We start from the raw sequence: 15,365 nt of genomic DNA, 5'->3' as shown, positions 1-15,365 counted from the left end.
GGGAGTCCCCGCACACAGGATGCCGTCCGCCCCGTGGGACGCCGTGTCCACCCCGGGCCGAGCACGGTTACGCTGGCCACGTGCACCCTCCACCGAGGGTGCAAAGCCGACAGCCGTCGCATCCCAGGGAGCTCATCCATGGCCTCGTTGCCGACCCCTTCCGCTGACAGCCGGACCCGTGCCGCCGCCCTTCGCGAGGCGCTCGCGAGCCGGGTCGTCGTCGCCGACGGAGCCATGGGCACCATGCTCCAGGCCCAGGACCCCACCCTCGAGGACTTCCAGAACCTCGAAGGATGCAACGAGATCCTGAACGTCACCCGCCCCGACATCGTGCGCTCGGTCCACGAGGCGTACTTCGAGGCCGGCGTCGACTGCGTCGAGACGAACACCTTCGGCTCCAACCACTCGGCTGCCGGCGAGTACGAGATCGCGGACCGCATCTTCGAGCTCTCCGAGGCGGGCGCCCGGATCGCCCGCGAGGTCGCCGACGCGTTCGGCGCCCGCGACGGCCGCCAGCGTTGGGTCCTCGGCTCCATCGGCCCCGGCACCAAGCTGCCGTCGCTCGGCCACACCACGTACGACGTCCTGCGCGACGGCTACCAGCAGAACGCCGAGGGCCTGCTGGCCGGCGGCTCGGACGCCCTCATCGTGGAGACCACGCAGGACCTGCTGCAGACCAAGGCGAGCCTGATCGGCGCCCGCCGCGCGATGGACGCCCTGGGCCTGGACGTGCCCCTGATCTGCTCGCTCGCCTTCGAGACCACCGGCGTCATGCTGCTCGGCTCCGAGATCGGTGCCGCGCTCACCGCCCTGGAGCCGCTCGGCATCGACATGATCGGCCTGAACTGCTCGACGGGCCCGGCCGAGATGAACGAGCACCTCCGCTACCTCGCCCGCCACTCGCGCACGCCGCTCATGTGCATGCCGAACGCCGGCCTGCCCATCCTCACCAAGGACGGCGCCTACTTCCCGCTGACGCCGCCGGAGATGGCCGACGCGCAGGAGAACTTCGTCCGCGACTACGGCCTCTCGCTGGTCGGCGGCTGCTGCGGCTCGACGCCCGAGCACCTGCGCCAGGTCGTCGAGCGCGTCCAGGGCCTCACGCCCCCGGAGCGCTCCCCGCAGCCCGAGCCCGGCGCCGCCTCGCTCTACCAGACCGTGCCGTTCCGCCAGGACACCTCGTACATGGCGATCGGCGAGCGCACCAACGCGAACGGCTCCAAGAAGTTCCGCGAGGCCATGCTCGAAGGCCGCTGGGACGACTGCGTCGAGATGGCCCGCGACCAGATCCGCGAAGGCGCGCACATGCTCGACCTGTGCGTCGACTACGTCGGCCGGGACGGCGTCGCCGACATGCAGGAGCTGGCCGGCCGCTTCGCGACCGCCTCCACCCTCCCGATCGTCCTCGACTCCACCGAGGTCGACGTCCTGCGCGCCGGCCTGGAGAAGCTCGGCGGCCGCGCCGTCATCAACTCCGTCAACTACGAGGACGGCGACGGCCCCGACTCCCGCTTCGCCAAGGTGACGCGCCTGGCCCAGGAGCACGGCGCCGCGCTGATCGCCCTGACCATCGACGAGGAGGGCCAGGCCCGCACCGTCGAGCACAAGGTCGCCATCGCCGAGCGGCTCATCGACGACCTCACCGGCAACTGGGGCATCCGCGAGTCGGACATCCTGATCGACACGCTCACCTTCACCATCTGCACCGGCCAGGAGGAGTCCCGCAAGGACGGCATCGCGACGATCGAGTCGATCCGCGAGCTGAAGCGCCGCCACCCCGACGTCCAGACGACCCTGGGCCTGTCCAACATCTCCTTCGGCCTCAACCCGGCCGCCCGCATCCTCCTGAACTCCGTCTTCCTCGACGAGTGCGTCAAGGCCGGCCTCGACTCGGCGATCGTGCACGCCTCGAAGATCCTGCCGATCGCCCGCTTCGACGACGAGCAGGTCACCACCGCCCTCGACCTGATCTACGACCGGCGCGCCGAGGGCTACGACCCGCTGCAGAAGCTGATGGCGCTCTTCGAGGGCGTCAACACCAAGTCGCTGAAGGCCGGCAAGACCGAGGAGCTCCTCGCCCTGCCCCTCGACGAGCGCCTCAAGCGCCGCATCGTCGACGGCGAGAAGAACGGCCTGGAGGCGGACCTCGACGAGGCCCTGACGACCCGGGCGGCCCTCGACATCGTCAACGAGACCCTCCTCGACGGCATGAAGGTGGTCGGCGAGCTGTTCGGCTCCGGCCAGATGCAGCTGCCGTTCGTGCTCCAGTCCGCCGAGGTCATGAAGACCGCGGTGGCCCACCTGGAGCCGCACATGGAGAAGTCCGACGCGGAGGGCAAGGGCACGATCGTCCTCGCCACCGTCCGCGGCGACGTCCACGACATCGGCAAGAACCTCGTCGACATCATCCTCTCCAACAACGGCTACAACGTCGTCAACATCGGCATCAAGCAGCCCGTCTCCGCGATCCTGGAAGCCGCCGAGGAGCACTCCGCCGACGTCATCGGCATGTCCGGCCTCCTCGTGAAGTCCACCGTGATCATGAAGGAGAACCTGCAGGAGCTGAACCAGCGCGAGCTGGCCGCCAAGTACCCCGTCATCCTCGGCGGCGCCGCCCTCACCCGCGCGTACGTGGAGCAGGACCTCCACGAGATCTACCAGGGCGAGGTCCGCTACGCCCGTGACGCCTTCGAGGGCCTGCGCCTCATGGACGCCCTCATCTCCGTCAAGCGGGGCGTCCCCGGCGCCGCGCTCCCCGAGCTGAAGCAGCGCCGGGTCGTCAAGCGCGACACCGCCGCCCTCCAGGTCGACGAGCCGGAGCCCGGCGGGCGCTCCGACGTGGCCACCGACAACCCGGTGCCGACCCCGCCGTTCTGGGGCACCCGCGTCGTCAAGGGCATCCCGCTGAAGGACTACGCCTCCTGGCTCGACGAGGGAGCCCTCTTCAAGGGCCAGTGGGGCCTCAAGCAGAACCGCGCCGGCGACGGCCCCTCGTACGAGGAGCTCGTCGAGTCCGAGGGACGGCCGCGGCTGCGCGGCTGGCTGGAGCGCCTCCACACGGAGAACCTCCTGGAGGCGGCCGTCGTCCACGGCTACTTCCCGTGCGTCTCCAAGGGCGACGACCTGATCGTCCTGGACGAGTCCGGCAACGAGCGGACCCGCTTCTCCTTCCCGCGCCAGCGCCGGGGCCGTCGCCTCTGCCTCGCGGACTTCTTCCGCCCGGAGGAGTCCGGCGAGACCGACGTCGTCGGCCTCCAGGTCGTCACCGTCGGCTCGAAGATCGGCGAGGCCACGGCCAAGCTCTTCGCGTCGGACTCCTACCGCGACTACCTGGAGCTGCACGGCCTCTCCGTCCAGCTCGCCGAGGCCCTCGCCGAGTACTGGCACGCCCGCGTCCGCGCCGAGCTCGGCTTCGCGGGCGAGGACCCGGCGGACGTCCAGTCCATGTTCGACCTCAAGTACCGCGGCGCGCGCTTCTCCCTCGGCTACGGCGCCTGCCCCGACCTGGAGGACCGCGCGAAGATCGCCGAACTCCTCCGCCCGGAGCGGATCGGCGTCCACCTCTCGGAGGAGTTCCAGCTCCACCCCGAGCAGTCCACCGACGCCATCGTGATCCACCACCCCGAGGCGAAGTACTTCAACGCACGGTGACCGCCGCGCGGCGCCCGGCGACCGATGTGACGGACGCGTGGATCCAATCCGCGCGTCCGCGGTGATCCGGACGTACACTTGTCGGTCCAGTGCAGGCCGGTCTTCCTCCCCGTACCGGGGAGGGGGACCGGCCTTCTCGTCCCTCCATGGAGGTGTGCCGGATGACCAGTACGGTCCCCGCGTCCCTGTTCCGTACGAACGGCAGCTCCGCCCTGCAGGCGGTCTTCCTCGACATGGACGGGACCCTCGTCGACACGGAGGGGTTCTGGTGGGACGCGGAGGTCGAGGTCTTCGCCGACCTCGGACACCGGCTCGACGAGGCGTGGCGCGACATCGTCGTCGGCGGTCCGATGACCCGCAGCGCGGGCTACCTCATCGAGTCCACCGGCGCCGACATCACCCTCGAAGAACTGACCGTGCTGCTCAACGAGAAGTTCGAGCAGCGCATCGACCGGGGCGTCCCGCTCATGCCGGGCGCCGAGCGACTGCTCGCCGAGCTGGCCCGGCACTCCGTCCCGACCGCCCTGGTCTCCGCCTCGCACCGGCGGATCATCGACCGGGTCCTCGCCTCGCTCGGCCGCGACCACTTCACCCTGACCGTCGCCGGCGACGAGGTCGTGCGGACCAAGCCGCACCCCGAGCCGTACCTGACGGCCGCCCGCGGCGTCGGGGCCGACCCCGCGCTGTGCGCGGTCATCGAGGACACGGCGACCGGCGTGGCGGCCGCGGAGGCCGCCGGCTGCCGGGTCGTCGCGGTCCCTTCGGTCGCCCCGATCGCGGCCTCCGCGGGCCGGGTCGTCGTGCGCTCCCTCGAAGAGGTCGACGTGCCTTTCCTGCGTACTCTGATCTCCGGAATCTGAGCTGTATCTGAGCTTTCCCGGGGCCTAATGCGCTTTCCCGGGAGAGAATCCCGCGGGCCATTCACCGAGACGGCATTCTCGTGACCTTCGTCACGCAGAGTGCCCGGCGGTGGGTGGCCCGATGGCGTTTCCTGTCCGAAATGGGCCCGTTCTGTTGCCCTCATGTGTCCCGATTCGCTCACGCGCGTCCCTGTCGCGACAACGCATGACTATCGGGAGTCGCGCATTCATGCTCACCGTGCGCCAGCCCCCGGCGCCGGCGGCGGTCCGGCAATAGCGGCTCCGCCCACTAATCTTTCGCGAGTACTTCGCCGTATAACCGCGTGCACCGGCGCACACCCGAGCCGCCGTTCGCACAGGACCGATCGCAACACCCGGCCCGATCGCTCCCGCCCCGACCGGGCGGCCGGCGGCGGAGTTCCCCTACCGCTGTATCCCAGTGCCGGATGAGGAGATCGTCCCTGATGAACCGCAAGACCCTGGTGCTGCCGGCCGTGGCCGGACTGCTCGCCCCGCTGCTCGCCGCCTGTGGAGGAGCGGAGGACGGCGCCGCGACCATCGTCGTCGGCACCACGGACCAGTTCATCGCCACCGAGGACGCGCCCGCCCCGCTCGACCCGGCCTTCGCCTACGACACCGGCGCCTGGAACATCCTCCGGCAGACCGTCCAGACCCTGATGCACACGCCCCGCGGCGGCGGCGAGCCCGTCCCCGAGGCCGCCCAGAGCTGCGGCTTCTCCGACAAGGCCAGCGAGAGCTACCGCTGCAAGCTCCGCCCCGACCTCACCTTCGCCGACGGCACCCCCGTCACCGCCGAGGACGTCAAGTACTCCATCGAGCGCGTCCTGAAGATCAAGTCGGACAACGGCACGGCCGCGCTCCTGGCGAACATCGACACCGTCGAGACCCAGGGCACCGACGGCGTCGTCTTCCACCTCAAGAGCCCCGACGCCACCTTCCCGTACAAGCTCTCCACCCCCGTCGCCGGCATCCTCAGCAAGGACAAGTACGCCGCCGACCGGCTCCGCGACGGCTTCGACGTCGACGGCTCGGGGCCGTACACCCTGAAGGTCGAGCGCGACGGCGAGAAGGCCACCCGGTTCGTCTTCACCAAGAACCCGTCCTACAAGGGCGACATCACGCTGCGCAACGACAAGGTCGAGCTCCGTCCCTACGCCGACGCCGGCGCCATGGGCGCGGCCCTGGAGAGCGACGACATCGACATGATGGCCCGCTCCCTGTCGCAGAAGCAGATCAAGGACCTCACCGAGACGCCCAAGGACGGCATCGAGATCACCGAGGTCCCCGGTCTCGAGATCCGCTACCTCGGCTTCAACACCAAGGCCCCCTCCGTGGAGGAGAAGGCCGTCCGCCAGGCGATGGCCTCCGTCGTCGACCGCGGCGCCCTGGTCAACCTCGTCTACGGCCCCACCGCCGAGCCGCTGTACTCGCTGATCCCCTCCAGCATCACCGGCCACGCCACCCCGTTCTTCGACGAGTACGGCGAGCCCGACCCCGCGCGCGCCGCCAAGATCCTCAAGGACGCGGGCGTCAAGACCCCGGTCAAGGTGACCCTGAACTACACCACCGACCACTACGGCGCCGAGACCGCCCAGGAGTTCGAGGCGATCAAGAAGCAGCTGGTCGCCTCCGAACTCTTCGACGCCACCGTCAAGGGCTCCGAGTGGTCGAAGTTCCGCACCGCCCAGAAGCGCGGCGACTACGCCGTCTACGGCCTCGGCTGGTTCCCGGACTTCCCGGACCCCGACAACTACGTCGCGCCCTTCCTCGACAGCGACAACTTCCTCAACACGCCCTACGTGAACAAGGTCGTCCGCGACCAGCTCATCCCGCGCTCGCGCCGCCTCGCCGACCGCACCGCGGCGGCCCCCGTCTACGCGCAGATCCAGAAGATCGTCGCCCAGGACGTGCCCGTCCTGCCCCTGTGGCAGGGCAAGCAGTACGTCGCCGCGCGCGACGACCTCAACGGCGTCGAGTACGCCCTCAACACCTCCTCCGACCTGCTCCTCTGGGAGCTGGGCCGCGGGACCGCATAACCCCTTGTCCCGATCGGTGGTACCGGCCGCGCACCAGGGCGCGGCCGGTCTGACATAGAGATCAAGAGGCACGTTCTGTGAAGGCACACAACAAGTGGCTGACGGCCCCGCTGGCCGCGGGCCTGTCCGCCGCGCTCCTCAGCGGCTGCGGCACCGAACAGGGCGGCTCCGGCGCCTCCGGTGACGGCGTGCGCGTCGGCATGTCCGACGAGATCCTGGCCACCGACCCGGCCGCGGGCTACGACCCCGGCTCCTGGCTGCTGTTCAACAACGTCTTCCAGTCGCTGCTCGCCTTCCCCAAGGGCGGCTTCGAGCCCGAGCCCGAGGCCGCCGACAAGTGCGGCTTCGCCACCGGCAGCAAGGTCTACACCTGCACCCTGCGGGACGGCCTCACCTTCTCCAACGGCAACAAGCTCACCTCGGAGGACGTCAAGTTCTCCTTCGAGCGGGCCCTCAAGATCGACGACCCCTCCGGTCCGGCGCCGCTGCTCTCCACCATCGACAAGATCGAGACCCCGGACGAGCGGACCGTCGTCTTCCACCTCAAGGTCCCCGACGCCACCTTCCCCAGCAAGATAGCCTCCGGCGCCGGCTCCATCGTCGACCACCGCGAGTATCCCGCCGACGCCCTGCGCACCGACGGCAAGGCCATCGGCTCCGGCCCGTACAAGCTGGAGTCCATCAGCGACACCGCGGCCACCTTCTCCGCCAACTCCGGCTACCACGGCCTCGCCCGGCCCAAGAACAACGGGATCACCCTCAAGCTGTACCGCGGTGACCGCGCCGCCCTCGCCAAGGCCCTCGCCGACGGCGACGTGGACATCGCCTACCGAGGCCTCTCCGCCGACGACATCGCCGCCCTCGAGACCTCCGACACCACGGACGACAAGGGCATCGAGGTCATCCAGGGCAGCAGCGCCGAGGTCCAGCACCTCGTCTTCAACATGAAGGACCCGGTCGTCGGCAAGCTCGGCGTCCGCAAGGCCATCGCCCACCTCGTCGACCGCGAGGCCCTCGTCGAGCACGTCTACAAGTCGACGGCCACCCCGCTCTACTCGATCGTCCCGGCCGGCATCGCCGGCCACAACACCGCCTTCTACGACACCTACGGCACCCCCGACGCGGCGAAGGCCAAGAAGGCCCTGCGCTCCGCCGGGATCACCGAGAAGGTCAAGCTCACCCTCTGGTCCACCCCCAGCCGCTACGGCCCGGCCACCGACCAGGAGCTGAAGGCCATCGCCGGCCAGCTCAACGACAGCGGCCTCTTCGACGCCGACGTCAAGTCCGTCGCCTACGACCAGTACGAGAAGGACATCGAGGCCGGCAAGTACGGCGTCTACGTCAAGGGCTGGGTCCCCGACTACCCCGACGCCGACAACTTCACCTCCCCGTTCTTCGGCGAGGGCAACGTCCTCGGCAACCACTACGAGAACGCCACCATCACCGGCCGCCTCCTCCCGAAGACCGCCGCCATCACCGACCGCGCCGGGACCGGCGACGAGTACGAGCAGCTCCAGAACCTCGTCGCCGAGGAGCTCCCGATGCTCCCGCTGTGGCAGGGCAAGCAGTACGCCGTCGCCCGCGACGACATCACCGGCCTCGAATGGACCCTCGACGCCTCCACCGTCTTCCGCTTCTGGGAGATCCGGAAGGGCTGACGGCCCCCGCCGGCGCCGCACGGCACACGGGAGGGGCCCGGCACGCACCGCGTGCCGGGCCCCTCCCGTGCCCCTGGCGGGGCGCACCGGCTACTGGCCGGCGCCCGGCCGCACCAGACCGCTCTCGTACGCGTACACCGCGGCCTGCACCCGGTCGCGCAGCCCCAGCTTCGTCAGCACATGGCCCACGTGCGTCTTCACCGTCGTCTCGCTGACGAACAGGTCCGCCGCGATCTCCGCGTTCGACAGACCCCGCGCCACCAGCTTCAGCACCTCCACCTCACGGTCGGTCAGGGTGCTCAGCGTGTCCGGCATCCGCTCCTCGCCCGTCGGCAGGTGCGCCGAGTACTTGTCGAGCAGCCGGCGCGTGATCGACGGCGCCAGCATCGCCTCGCCCGCCGCCACCACCCGGATCGCCTGCACCAGCTCGTTCGCCGGAGCGTCCTTGAGCAGGAAGCCGCTGGCCCCCGCCCGCAACGCCTCCACCACGTACTCGTCCAGGTCGAACGTGGTCAGCACGAGCACCTTCGCCGGACCGTCCCGGCCCGGACCCGTGATCTGCCGGGTCGCCTCGACCCCGTCCATCCGCGGCATCCGGATGTCCATCAGCACCACGTCCGGCTGGAGCGCGCGCACCTGGTCCTGCGCCTGGAGGCCGTCCCCGGCCTCACCCACCACCGCGATGTCCTGCTCCGCCTCCAGAATCATCCGGAAGCCGGTGCGCAGCAGCGGCTGATCGTCGACCAAGAGGACGCGGATCGTCACAAGGGCTCCTTCACGGGGCGGGCCGGGCACACGACGGCGACCCGGCTCACGGCGCGGGCGGGGCTCACGGCGCGGGCGGGGCCGGGTCCATTCTGCCCTGACCCGGTTCGCCCGACTCCGGCGGGCGCGCGGAGACGATCTTCAGCGGATAGACCGGGGGAGTGCCCCCGAACTCCGGACAGACCGCCTGGTGGTCGCACCAGCCGCACAGCTTCGTCGGACGCGGCCGCCAGTCACCCGTCTCCGTCGCCAGCCGGATCGCGTCCCACAGCGCGAGGAGCTTCCGCTCCACCCGCAGCAGGTCCGCCTCCACCGGGTCGTACGTCAGCACGTCCCCACTGCCCAGGTAGACCAGCTGGAGCCGGCGCGGCAGCACCCGCCGCAGCCGCCAGACCACCAGAGCGTAGAACGTCATCTGGAACAGCGCGCCGTCGCGGTACTCGGGCCGGGGAGCCTTCCCCGTCTTGTAGTCCACGATCCGCACGTCACCCGAGGGCGCCACGTCGATCCGGTCGATCACACCGCGCAGCCGCAGCCCCGAGTCCAGCTCCGTCTCCACGAACAGCTCGCGCTCGGCCGGCTCGAGCCGCGACGGGTCCTCCAGCGTGAACCACCGCTCGACCAGCCGCTCCGCCTCGCCCAGCCAGCCCGCGAGCCGCTCCCCGTCGGGATCCTCCGCGAACAGCTCGCCCAGCTCCGGCTTCGACTCGAGCAGCCGCTCCCACTGCCCCGGCACCATCGCCTTCGCCCGCGGCGCCGTCCGGTCCGCCGCCGGATCGTCGAAGAGCCGCTCGAGCACCGCGTGCACCAGCGTGCCCCGCGTCGCCGCCGCGCTCGGCTTCTCCGGCAGCCGGTCGATCACCCGGAACCGGTACAGCAGCGGACACTGCATGAAATCGCTCGCCCGGGACGGCGACAACGACATGGGCGCCCGGGGCTCCGTCGGCACCTGCTCGCTCGTACTCATGACGAAGACCCTACGACCCGCCACCGACATCGCGCGGAATACCATCGACCCGGGACCCCGTCGCACTGCATGATCGAACCGTGACGCACCGACGCGGGGTCACACCACGCGACGAGAGGAACCCGTGAACCAGGACGAGCCCAAGCCGCAGCGGACCGAGGAGCCCGGCGGCGGCATCCTCATGGGCCGCCCCTTCGGCGTGCCCGTCTACGTCGCCCCCAGCTGGTTCCTGGTCGCCGCCCTCATCACCTGGGTCTTCGGCGACCAGATCGAACGCGTCCTGCCCGAACTCGGCGCCGCACGCTACCTCGTCTCCCTCTTCTTCGCGGTCGCCTTCTACGCCTCCGTGCTCGTCCACGAACTGGCGCACACCGTCGCCGCGCTCCGCTTCAAGCTCCCGGTGCGCCGCATCCAGCTCCAGTTCTTCGGCGGCGTCTCCGAGATCGAGAAGGAGACCGAGACCCCCGGCCGCGAGTTCGTCCTCGCCTTCGTCGGCCCCCTCCTCTCCCTCGTCCTCTCCGGCGTGTTCTACCTCTCCCTGTACGCCGTCGAGCCCGGCACCGTCCCCGGCGTCCTCCTCGCCGGCCTGATGATCTCCAACCTCATCGTCGCCGCCTTCAACCTGCTCCCCGGCCTCCCGCTCGACGGCGGCCGGATGCTCCGCGCCGTCGTCTGGAAGATCACCGGCAAGCCCATGAGCGGCACCGTCGCCGCCGCCTGGGTCGGCCGCGCCCTCGCCGTCCTCGTCCTCGTCGGCCTGCCCCTGCTCACCCGCACCGGCCTCCTCGGCAACTCCACCGACGACATCAGCGGCTTCACCACCGTCACCGACGCCCTGCTCGCCGCGATCCTCGCCGCCATCATCTGGACCGGCGCCGGCAACAGCCTCCGCATGGCCCGGCTCCGCGAGCACCTTCCCGAGCTCCGCGCCCGCGTCCTCACCCGCCGCGCCATCCCCGTCGAGCACACCACCCCGCTCTCCGAGGCCCTCCGCCGCGCCAACGAGGCCGGCGCCCGCGCCCTCGTCGTCGTCGACGGCGGCGGCGAGCCCACCGGCATCGTCCGCGAGGCCGCCATCGCCGCAGTGCCCCAGCACCGTCGCCCGTGGGTCGCCGTCAGCACCCTCGCCCAGGACATCACCGAGGGCATGCGGGTCCCCGCCGAACTCACCGGCCAGCCCCTCCTCGACCACCTCCGCGCCAGCCCGGCCACCGAGTACCTCGTCGTCGAGGACACCGGCGAGATCTACGGCGTCCTGGCCACCACCGACGTCGAGCGCGCCTTCGTCAAGGCCATGGCACGACCGTCCTCGTAACCCCGGTACTCTTGTTCACATGTCCGAACCGACCGGTGCCGCCCGCCGACGCGGGCCCTTCAAGGTCGGGGACCAGGTTCAGCTGACCGACCCCAAGGGCCGTCACTACACGTTCACGCTCGAAGAGGGAAAGAACTTCCACACCCACAAGGGTTCCTTCCCGCACGACGAACTGATCGGCGCCCCCGAGGGCAGCGTTGTCCGTACCACCGGAAACGTCGCCTACCTCGCGCTGCGCCCCCTGCTCCCCGACTACGTCCTGTCCATGCCCCGCGGCGCCGCCGTGGTCTACCCGAAGGACGCGGGTCAGATCCTCGCCTTCGCCGACATCTTCCCCGGCGCGCGCGTCGTCGAGGCGGGTGTGGGCTCCGGCTCGCTCAGCAGCTTCCTGCTCCGCGCCATCGGCGACAGCGGCATGCTGCACTCCTACGAGCGCCGTGAGGACTTCGCCGAGATCGCGAAGGGCAACGTCGAGCGCTACTTCGGCGGCCCGCACCCCGCGTGGCAGCTGACCGTCGGCGACCTCCAGGACAACCTGTCCGACACCGACGTCGACCGCGTCATCCTGGACATGCTGGCTCCCTGGGAGTGCCTGGAGGCCGTCTCCAAGGCGCTCGTCCCCGGCGGCATCCTCTGCTGCTACGTGGCGACCACCACCCAGCTCGCCCGCACCGTGGAGTCCATCCGCGAGTTCGGCTGCTACGCCGAGCCGCAGCCCTGGGAATCCATGATCCGCAACTGGCACGTCGAGGGCCTGGCCGTCCGCCCCGATCACCGCATGATCGGCCACACCGGCTTCCTCGTCACCGCCCGCCGCCTCGCGGACGGCGTCGAGCCCCCGATGCGCCGCCGCCGTCCCGCCAAGGGCGCGTACGGCGAGGACTACGAAGGCCCCAACAAGGGCTGACGTCCCGACATCCACACAGCGCCGCCGTCCAGTTCCCCGCCCACGGCAGGGAACTGGACGGCGGCGTCCTCATGTTCGCGCCCAGGTCCCGGCGCCCGAGCTCCGGGTCCCGCCGCCCGGATCCCGACGCTCACCGGCTCGCACCGGCCGGAACCGGACGCCGTCGACCCCACCTGTTCCGTCGCCCTGTGACGTGTGGCACGATGCCCGGAAACCACGCCGCACCACCCCCACAGGAGACGTCTCGCGTGCAGCACTCCGCCGCCCCGGACCTCGCGGACCTCGCGCACACCCACGCCCGGCCGTCCCACTGGCTGGCCACCGCCACCGCGACGGCCGCGGTCGTCGCCCTCGCGGGCCTGCTCCAGCCCGGCCCGGCCGGAGCGACCGGCGCGGCCCCCGCCGCCCCGCGCCCCGCGCCCGCTCCCGAGGCCGCCGGGGCCGACTATCCGCTGGACTGCGGGGGAGGAAGCCGTACGGTCGCCCAGCGCGCCACCGGTGACCTCGACGGGGACGGAAACCCGGAGACCGTTGCGGTCGTGCACTGCGAAGCCGGATCGGGCAACCCGCCGCACGGCCTCTACGTCCTCACCCGGGGCAAGGAGAAGGAAGCACCCGCGCGCGTGGTGGCCACGCTCGTCGATCCCGGGCTGCACCAGAACGTCACCGAGCTCTCCGTCCGCGGCGGAGCGGTGCACGCCACGCTGGTCGGCTACTCGACGCCCGACGTGCCGCGCTGCTGCCCCGACGAGAACGAGCAGGTCAGCTGGCAGTGGCAGGGCGGCGCCTTCGTGCGCGCCGGCCGTGCCGACGCGCACGGCGCCTGACCCGTCACTCCGCGTCGGGTCCGTACACCTCGACCCGGTCCGCGACCCTGCGCACGTGGATGCAGTCGCCCGGGCACTCCTTCGCCGAGTCCACCACGTCCTGGAGCAGCGTCAGCGGCACCGGCGTCGTCGCCCCCACGTCCTGGAGGAGCTCGTCGTCGGCACTCTTCACATAAGCGAGCCCGTCGATGTCGAGCTCGAAGACCTCCGGGGCGTACTGCGCGCAGATCCCGTCGCCGGTGCACAGGTCCTGGTCGATCCAGACTTCCAGCGCCTCCTCGGCGCCCGTCGCCGGGGCCTCGTGCTGCACGGTCATATCTCCTGCCGTTTCTGCTTCGCGCGGTAAGTCGGGCCACCCCTGACGGGTGTTGGCCAAAGACGACGATACAACCGCCCGCTTTCAAGCGGTGAAGGGTGGGTATTCCCCTGGCGAGAGGGGAAGCGCAAGGGTGAAGATCGGACACACCTCCGGAGTCTTTTTGATCTAGGGGTTTCAATCATCACCCACGCAGGTAGGGTCAGGAAGCGTCCAGCTCCCCCTGGAGGAGGTGAGGACCGTGGCAGCCCACGACGACGACATCAACCGCGGCATCCGGCCCGGGCGAGGGTCTGAGGACCCCGCCGGACAGGTTGCCTATCTCGAGCAGGAAATCGCCGTCCTGCGCCGCAAGCTCGCCGACTCTCCGCGCCACACGAGGATTCTCGAAGAGCGGATCGTCGAGCTGCAGACCAGCCTGGCCGGCGTGTCCGCGCAGAACGAACGACTTGCGAACACACTCCGTGAAGCCCGCGACCAGATCGTGGCCCTCAAGGAGGAGGTCGACCGGCTCGCACAGCCGCCGGCCGGCTTCGGTGTCTTCCTGCAGGCCAACGAGGACGGCACGTGCGACATCTTCACCGGGGGCCGCAAGCTCCGGGTGAACGTGAGCCCCAGCATCGAGCTCGAAGAGCTCAAGCGCGGCCAGGAGGTCATGCTCAACGAGGCGCTCAACGTGGTCGAGGCCATGGAGTTCGAGCGCGCCGGGGAGATCGTCACCCTCAAGGAGATCCTCGAGGACGGCGAGCGCGCCCTGGTGGTCGGGCACACGGACGAGGAGCGGGTGGTGAGGCTCGCCGAGCCTCTGATGGACGTCACCATCCGCGCCGGCGACGCCCTGCTGCTCGACTCCCGGTCCGGCTACGTCTACGAGGTCGTCCCCAAGAGCGAGGTCGAAGAGCTCGTCCTGGAAGAGGTCCCGGACGTCGACTACGAGAAGATCGGCGGTCTGGGCAACCAGATCGAGCTGATCCGCGACGCGGTCGAGCTCCCGTACCTCTACCCGGACCTCTTCAAGGAGCACGAGCTGCGGCCGCCCAAGGGCATCCTGCTCTACGGCCCGCCGGGCTGCGGCAAGACGCTGATCGCGAAGGCCGTGGCCAACTCCCTGGCCAAGAAGGTGGCCGAGGTGACCGGCCAGCCCGCGGGGAAGTCCTACTTCCTCAACATCAAGGGCCCCGAGCTCCTCAACAAGTACGTCGGCGAGACCGAGCGGCACATCCGCCTCGTCTTCCAGCGTGCTCGGGAGAAGGCGAGCGAGGGCACCCCCGTCATCGTCTTCTTCGACGAGATGGAATCCCTCTTCCGCACCCGCGGATCCGGTGTCAGCTCGGACGTGGAGAACACCATCGTCCCGCAGCTGCTCGCCGAGATCGACGGTGTGGAGGGCCTGGAGAACGTCATCGTCATCGGTGCCTCCAACCGCGAGGACATGATCGACCCCGCGATCCTGCGGCCCGGCCGACTCGACGTCAAGATCAAGATCGAGCGTCCGGACGCGGAGGCTGCGAAGGACATCTTCGCGAAGTACCTCACGGCGAACCTGCCGCTGCACTCGGACGACATCTCCGAGCACAGCGGATCGAAGGCCGCCGCCGCCCACGGAATGATCCAGTCCGTGGTCGAGCAGATGTACGCGGAATCCGAGGAGAACCGCTTCCTCGAAGTCACGTACGCGAACGGCGACAAGGAAGTCCTCTACTTCAAGGACTTCAACTCCGGCGCGATGATCCAGAACATCGTCGACCGGGCCAAGAAGATGGCCATCAAGGCCTTCCTCGACCACAACCAGAAGGGCATCCGGGTCTCCCACCTCCTCCAGGCGTGCGTGGACGAGTTCAAGGAGAACGAGGACCTGCCCAACACCACCAACCCCGACGACTGGGCCCGTATCTCCGGAAAGAAGGGCGAGCGGATCGTGTTCATCCGCACCCTCGTCACCGGAAAGCAGGGCGCGGACACCGGACGCTCCATCGACACGGTGGCGAACACCGGTCAGTACCTGTAAAAGCGCGAACCGGCTGCGGATGTCCGGGATCCGG

The 15,365-nt window shown here is 70.1% G+C and carries 11 protein-coding genes; 8 read left to right on the top strand and 3 right to left on the bottom strand.

From position 1 onward, the window contains the following. The first annotated feature begins 138 nt into the window (after positions 1 to 138). The 4 genes from metH (at position 139) to ACIQFX_RS18570 (ending at position 8,226) form a co-directional block, all read left to right on the top strand. Positions 139 to 3,651 (top strand): methionine synthase, encoded by a 3,513-nt coding sequence (gene metH / locus ACIQFX_RS18585; protein ID WP_402464307.1) that lies wholly within the window; start codon positions 139 to 141, stop codon positions 3,649 to 3,651. 161 nt (positions 3,652 to 3,812) lie between these two features. Beyond that, positions 3,813 to 4,511 (top strand): HAD family hydrolase, encoded by a 699-nt coding sequence (locus tag ACIQFX_RS18580; RefSeq protein WP_402464305.1) that lies wholly within the window; start codon positions 3,813 to 3,815, stop codon positions 4,509 to 4,511. A 464-nt stretch (positions 4,512 to 4,975) separates the two neighbouring features. Next, the gene (locus ACIQFX_RS18575; protein ID WP_402464303.1) at positions 4,976 to 6,568 is read left to right on the top strand and encodes an ABC transporter substrate-binding protein; all 1,593 of its coding nucleotides are present in this window, start codon (positions 4,976 to 4,978) and stop codon (positions 6,566 to 6,568) included. A 77-nt stretch (positions 6,569 to 6,645) separates the two neighbouring features. Further along, a complete protein-coding gene (locus ACIQFX_RS18570; RefSeq protein WP_402464301.1) occupies positions 6,646 to 8,226 on the top strand; it encodes an ABC transporter substrate-binding protein in 1,581 nt (526 codons plus the stop codon). A 90-nt stretch (positions 8,227 to 8,316) separates the two neighbouring features. Here ACIQFX_RS18570 and ACIQFX_RS18565 read toward each other — a convergent pair whose 3' ends face one another. Further along, a complete protein-coding gene (locus tag ACIQFX_RS18565; RefSeq protein WP_402464299.1) occupies positions 8,317 to 8,991 on the bottom strand; it encodes a response regulator in 675 nt (224 codons plus the stop codon). Between the two features lie 64 nt (positions 8,992 to 9,055). Further along, positions 9,056 to 9,958 carry a RecB family exonuclease gene (locus tag ACIQFX_RS18560; protein WP_402464297.1) on the bottom strand — a complete coding sequence of 301 codons (903 nt, stop codon included), beginning with the start codon at positions 9,956 to 9,958 and terminating at the stop codon, positions 9,056 to 9,058. A 181-nt stretch (positions 9,959 to 10,139) separates the two neighbouring features. On the opposite strand from ACIQFX_RS18560, the gene ACIQFX_RS18555 reads away from it, so the two are divergent. The 3 genes from ACIQFX_RS18555 (at position 10,140) to ACIQFX_RS18545 (ending at position 13,007) form a co-directional block, all read left to right on the top strand. Then, the gene (locus ACIQFX_RS18555; protein WP_402464639.1) at positions 10,140 to 11,273 is read left to right on the top strand and encodes a site-2 protease family protein; all 1,134 of its coding nucleotides are present in this window, start codon (positions 10,140 to 10,142) and stop codon (positions 11,271 to 11,273) included. A 19-nt stretch (positions 11,274 to 11,292) separates the two neighbouring features. Then, positions 11,293 to 12,180, top strand: coding sequence for a tRNA (adenine-N1)-methyltransferase (locus tag ACIQFX_RS18550; protein WP_015032448.1), 888 nt, complete (start codon positions 11,293 to 11,295; stop codon positions 12,178 to 12,180). Positions 12,181 to 12,383: 203 nt separating this feature from the next. Continuing rightward, positions 12,384 to 13,007 carry a hypothetical protein gene (locus tag ACIQFX_RS18545; protein ID WP_402464295.1) on the top strand — a complete coding sequence of 208 codons (624 nt, stop codon included), beginning with the start codon at positions 12,384 to 12,386 and terminating at the stop codon, positions 13,005 to 13,007. 4 nt (positions 13,008 to 13,011) lie between these two features. Here ACIQFX_RS18545 and ACIQFX_RS18540 read toward each other — a convergent pair whose 3' ends face one another. Beyond that, on the bottom strand, positions 13,012 to 13,323 hold the full coding sequence (locus tag ACIQFX_RS18540; RefSeq protein ID WP_402464293.1) for a ferredoxin: 312 nt from the start codon (positions 13,321 to 13,323) through the stop codon (positions 13,012 to 13,014). A gap of 241 nt (positions 13,324 to 13,564) precedes the next feature. On the opposite strand from ACIQFX_RS18540, the gene arc reads away from it, so the two are divergent. Beyond that, the gene (gene arc, locus ACIQFX_RS18535; protein WP_402464291.1) at positions 13,565 to 15,331 is read left to right on the top strand and encodes a proteasome ATPase; all 1,767 of its coding nucleotides are present in this window, start codon (positions 13,565 to 13,567) and stop codon (positions 15,329 to 15,331) included. The last annotated feature ends 34 nt before the right edge of the window (positions 15,332 to 15,365 follow it).

Origin of the sequence: Streptomyces sp. NPDC093089, assembly GCF_044754405.1 — a bacterium.
Taxonomy (GTDB): Bacteria; Actinomycetota; Actinomycetes; order Streptomycetales; family Streptomycetaceae; genus Streptomyces.
Note: the sequence above shows the minus strand (reverse complement) of the source record. Positions and strands in the feature narration are given on the sequence as shown.

Bases quoted from the DNA above. Each gene is read 5' to 3' on its own strand.
- metH (WP_402464307.1), top strand. From the start codon at position 139: ATGGCCTCGTTGCCGACCCCTTCCGCTGACAGCCGGACCCGTGCCGCC.
- ACIQFX_RS18580 (WP_402464305.1), top strand. From the start codon at position 3,813: ATGACCAGTACGGTCCCCGCGTCCCTGTTCCGTACGAACGGCAGCTCC.
- ACIQFX_RS18575 (WP_402464303.1), top strand. From the start codon at position 4,976: ATGAACCGCAAGACCCTGGTGCTGCCGGCCGTGGCCGGACTGCTCGCC.
- ACIQFX_RS18560 (WP_402464297.1), bottom strand. From the start codon at position 9,958: ATGAGTACGAGCGAGCAGGTGCCGACGGAGCCCCGGGCGCCCATGTCG.
- ACIQFX_RS18555 (WP_402464639.1), top strand. From the start codon at position 10,140: ATGGGCCGCCCCTTCGGCGTGCCCGTCTACGTCGCCCCCAGCTGGTTC.
- ACIQFX_RS18550 (WP_015032448.1), top strand. From the start codon at position 11,293: ATGTCCGAACCGACCGGTGCCGCCCGCCGACGCGGGCCCTTCAAGGTC.
- ACIQFX_RS18545 (WP_402464295.1), top strand. From the start codon at position 12,384: ATGCCCGGAAACCACGCCGCACCACCCCCACAGGAGACGTCTCGCGTG.
- ACIQFX_RS18540 (WP_402464293.1), bottom strand. From the start codon at position 13,323: ATGACCGTGCAGCACGAGGCCCCGGCGACGGGCGCCGAGGAGGCGCTG.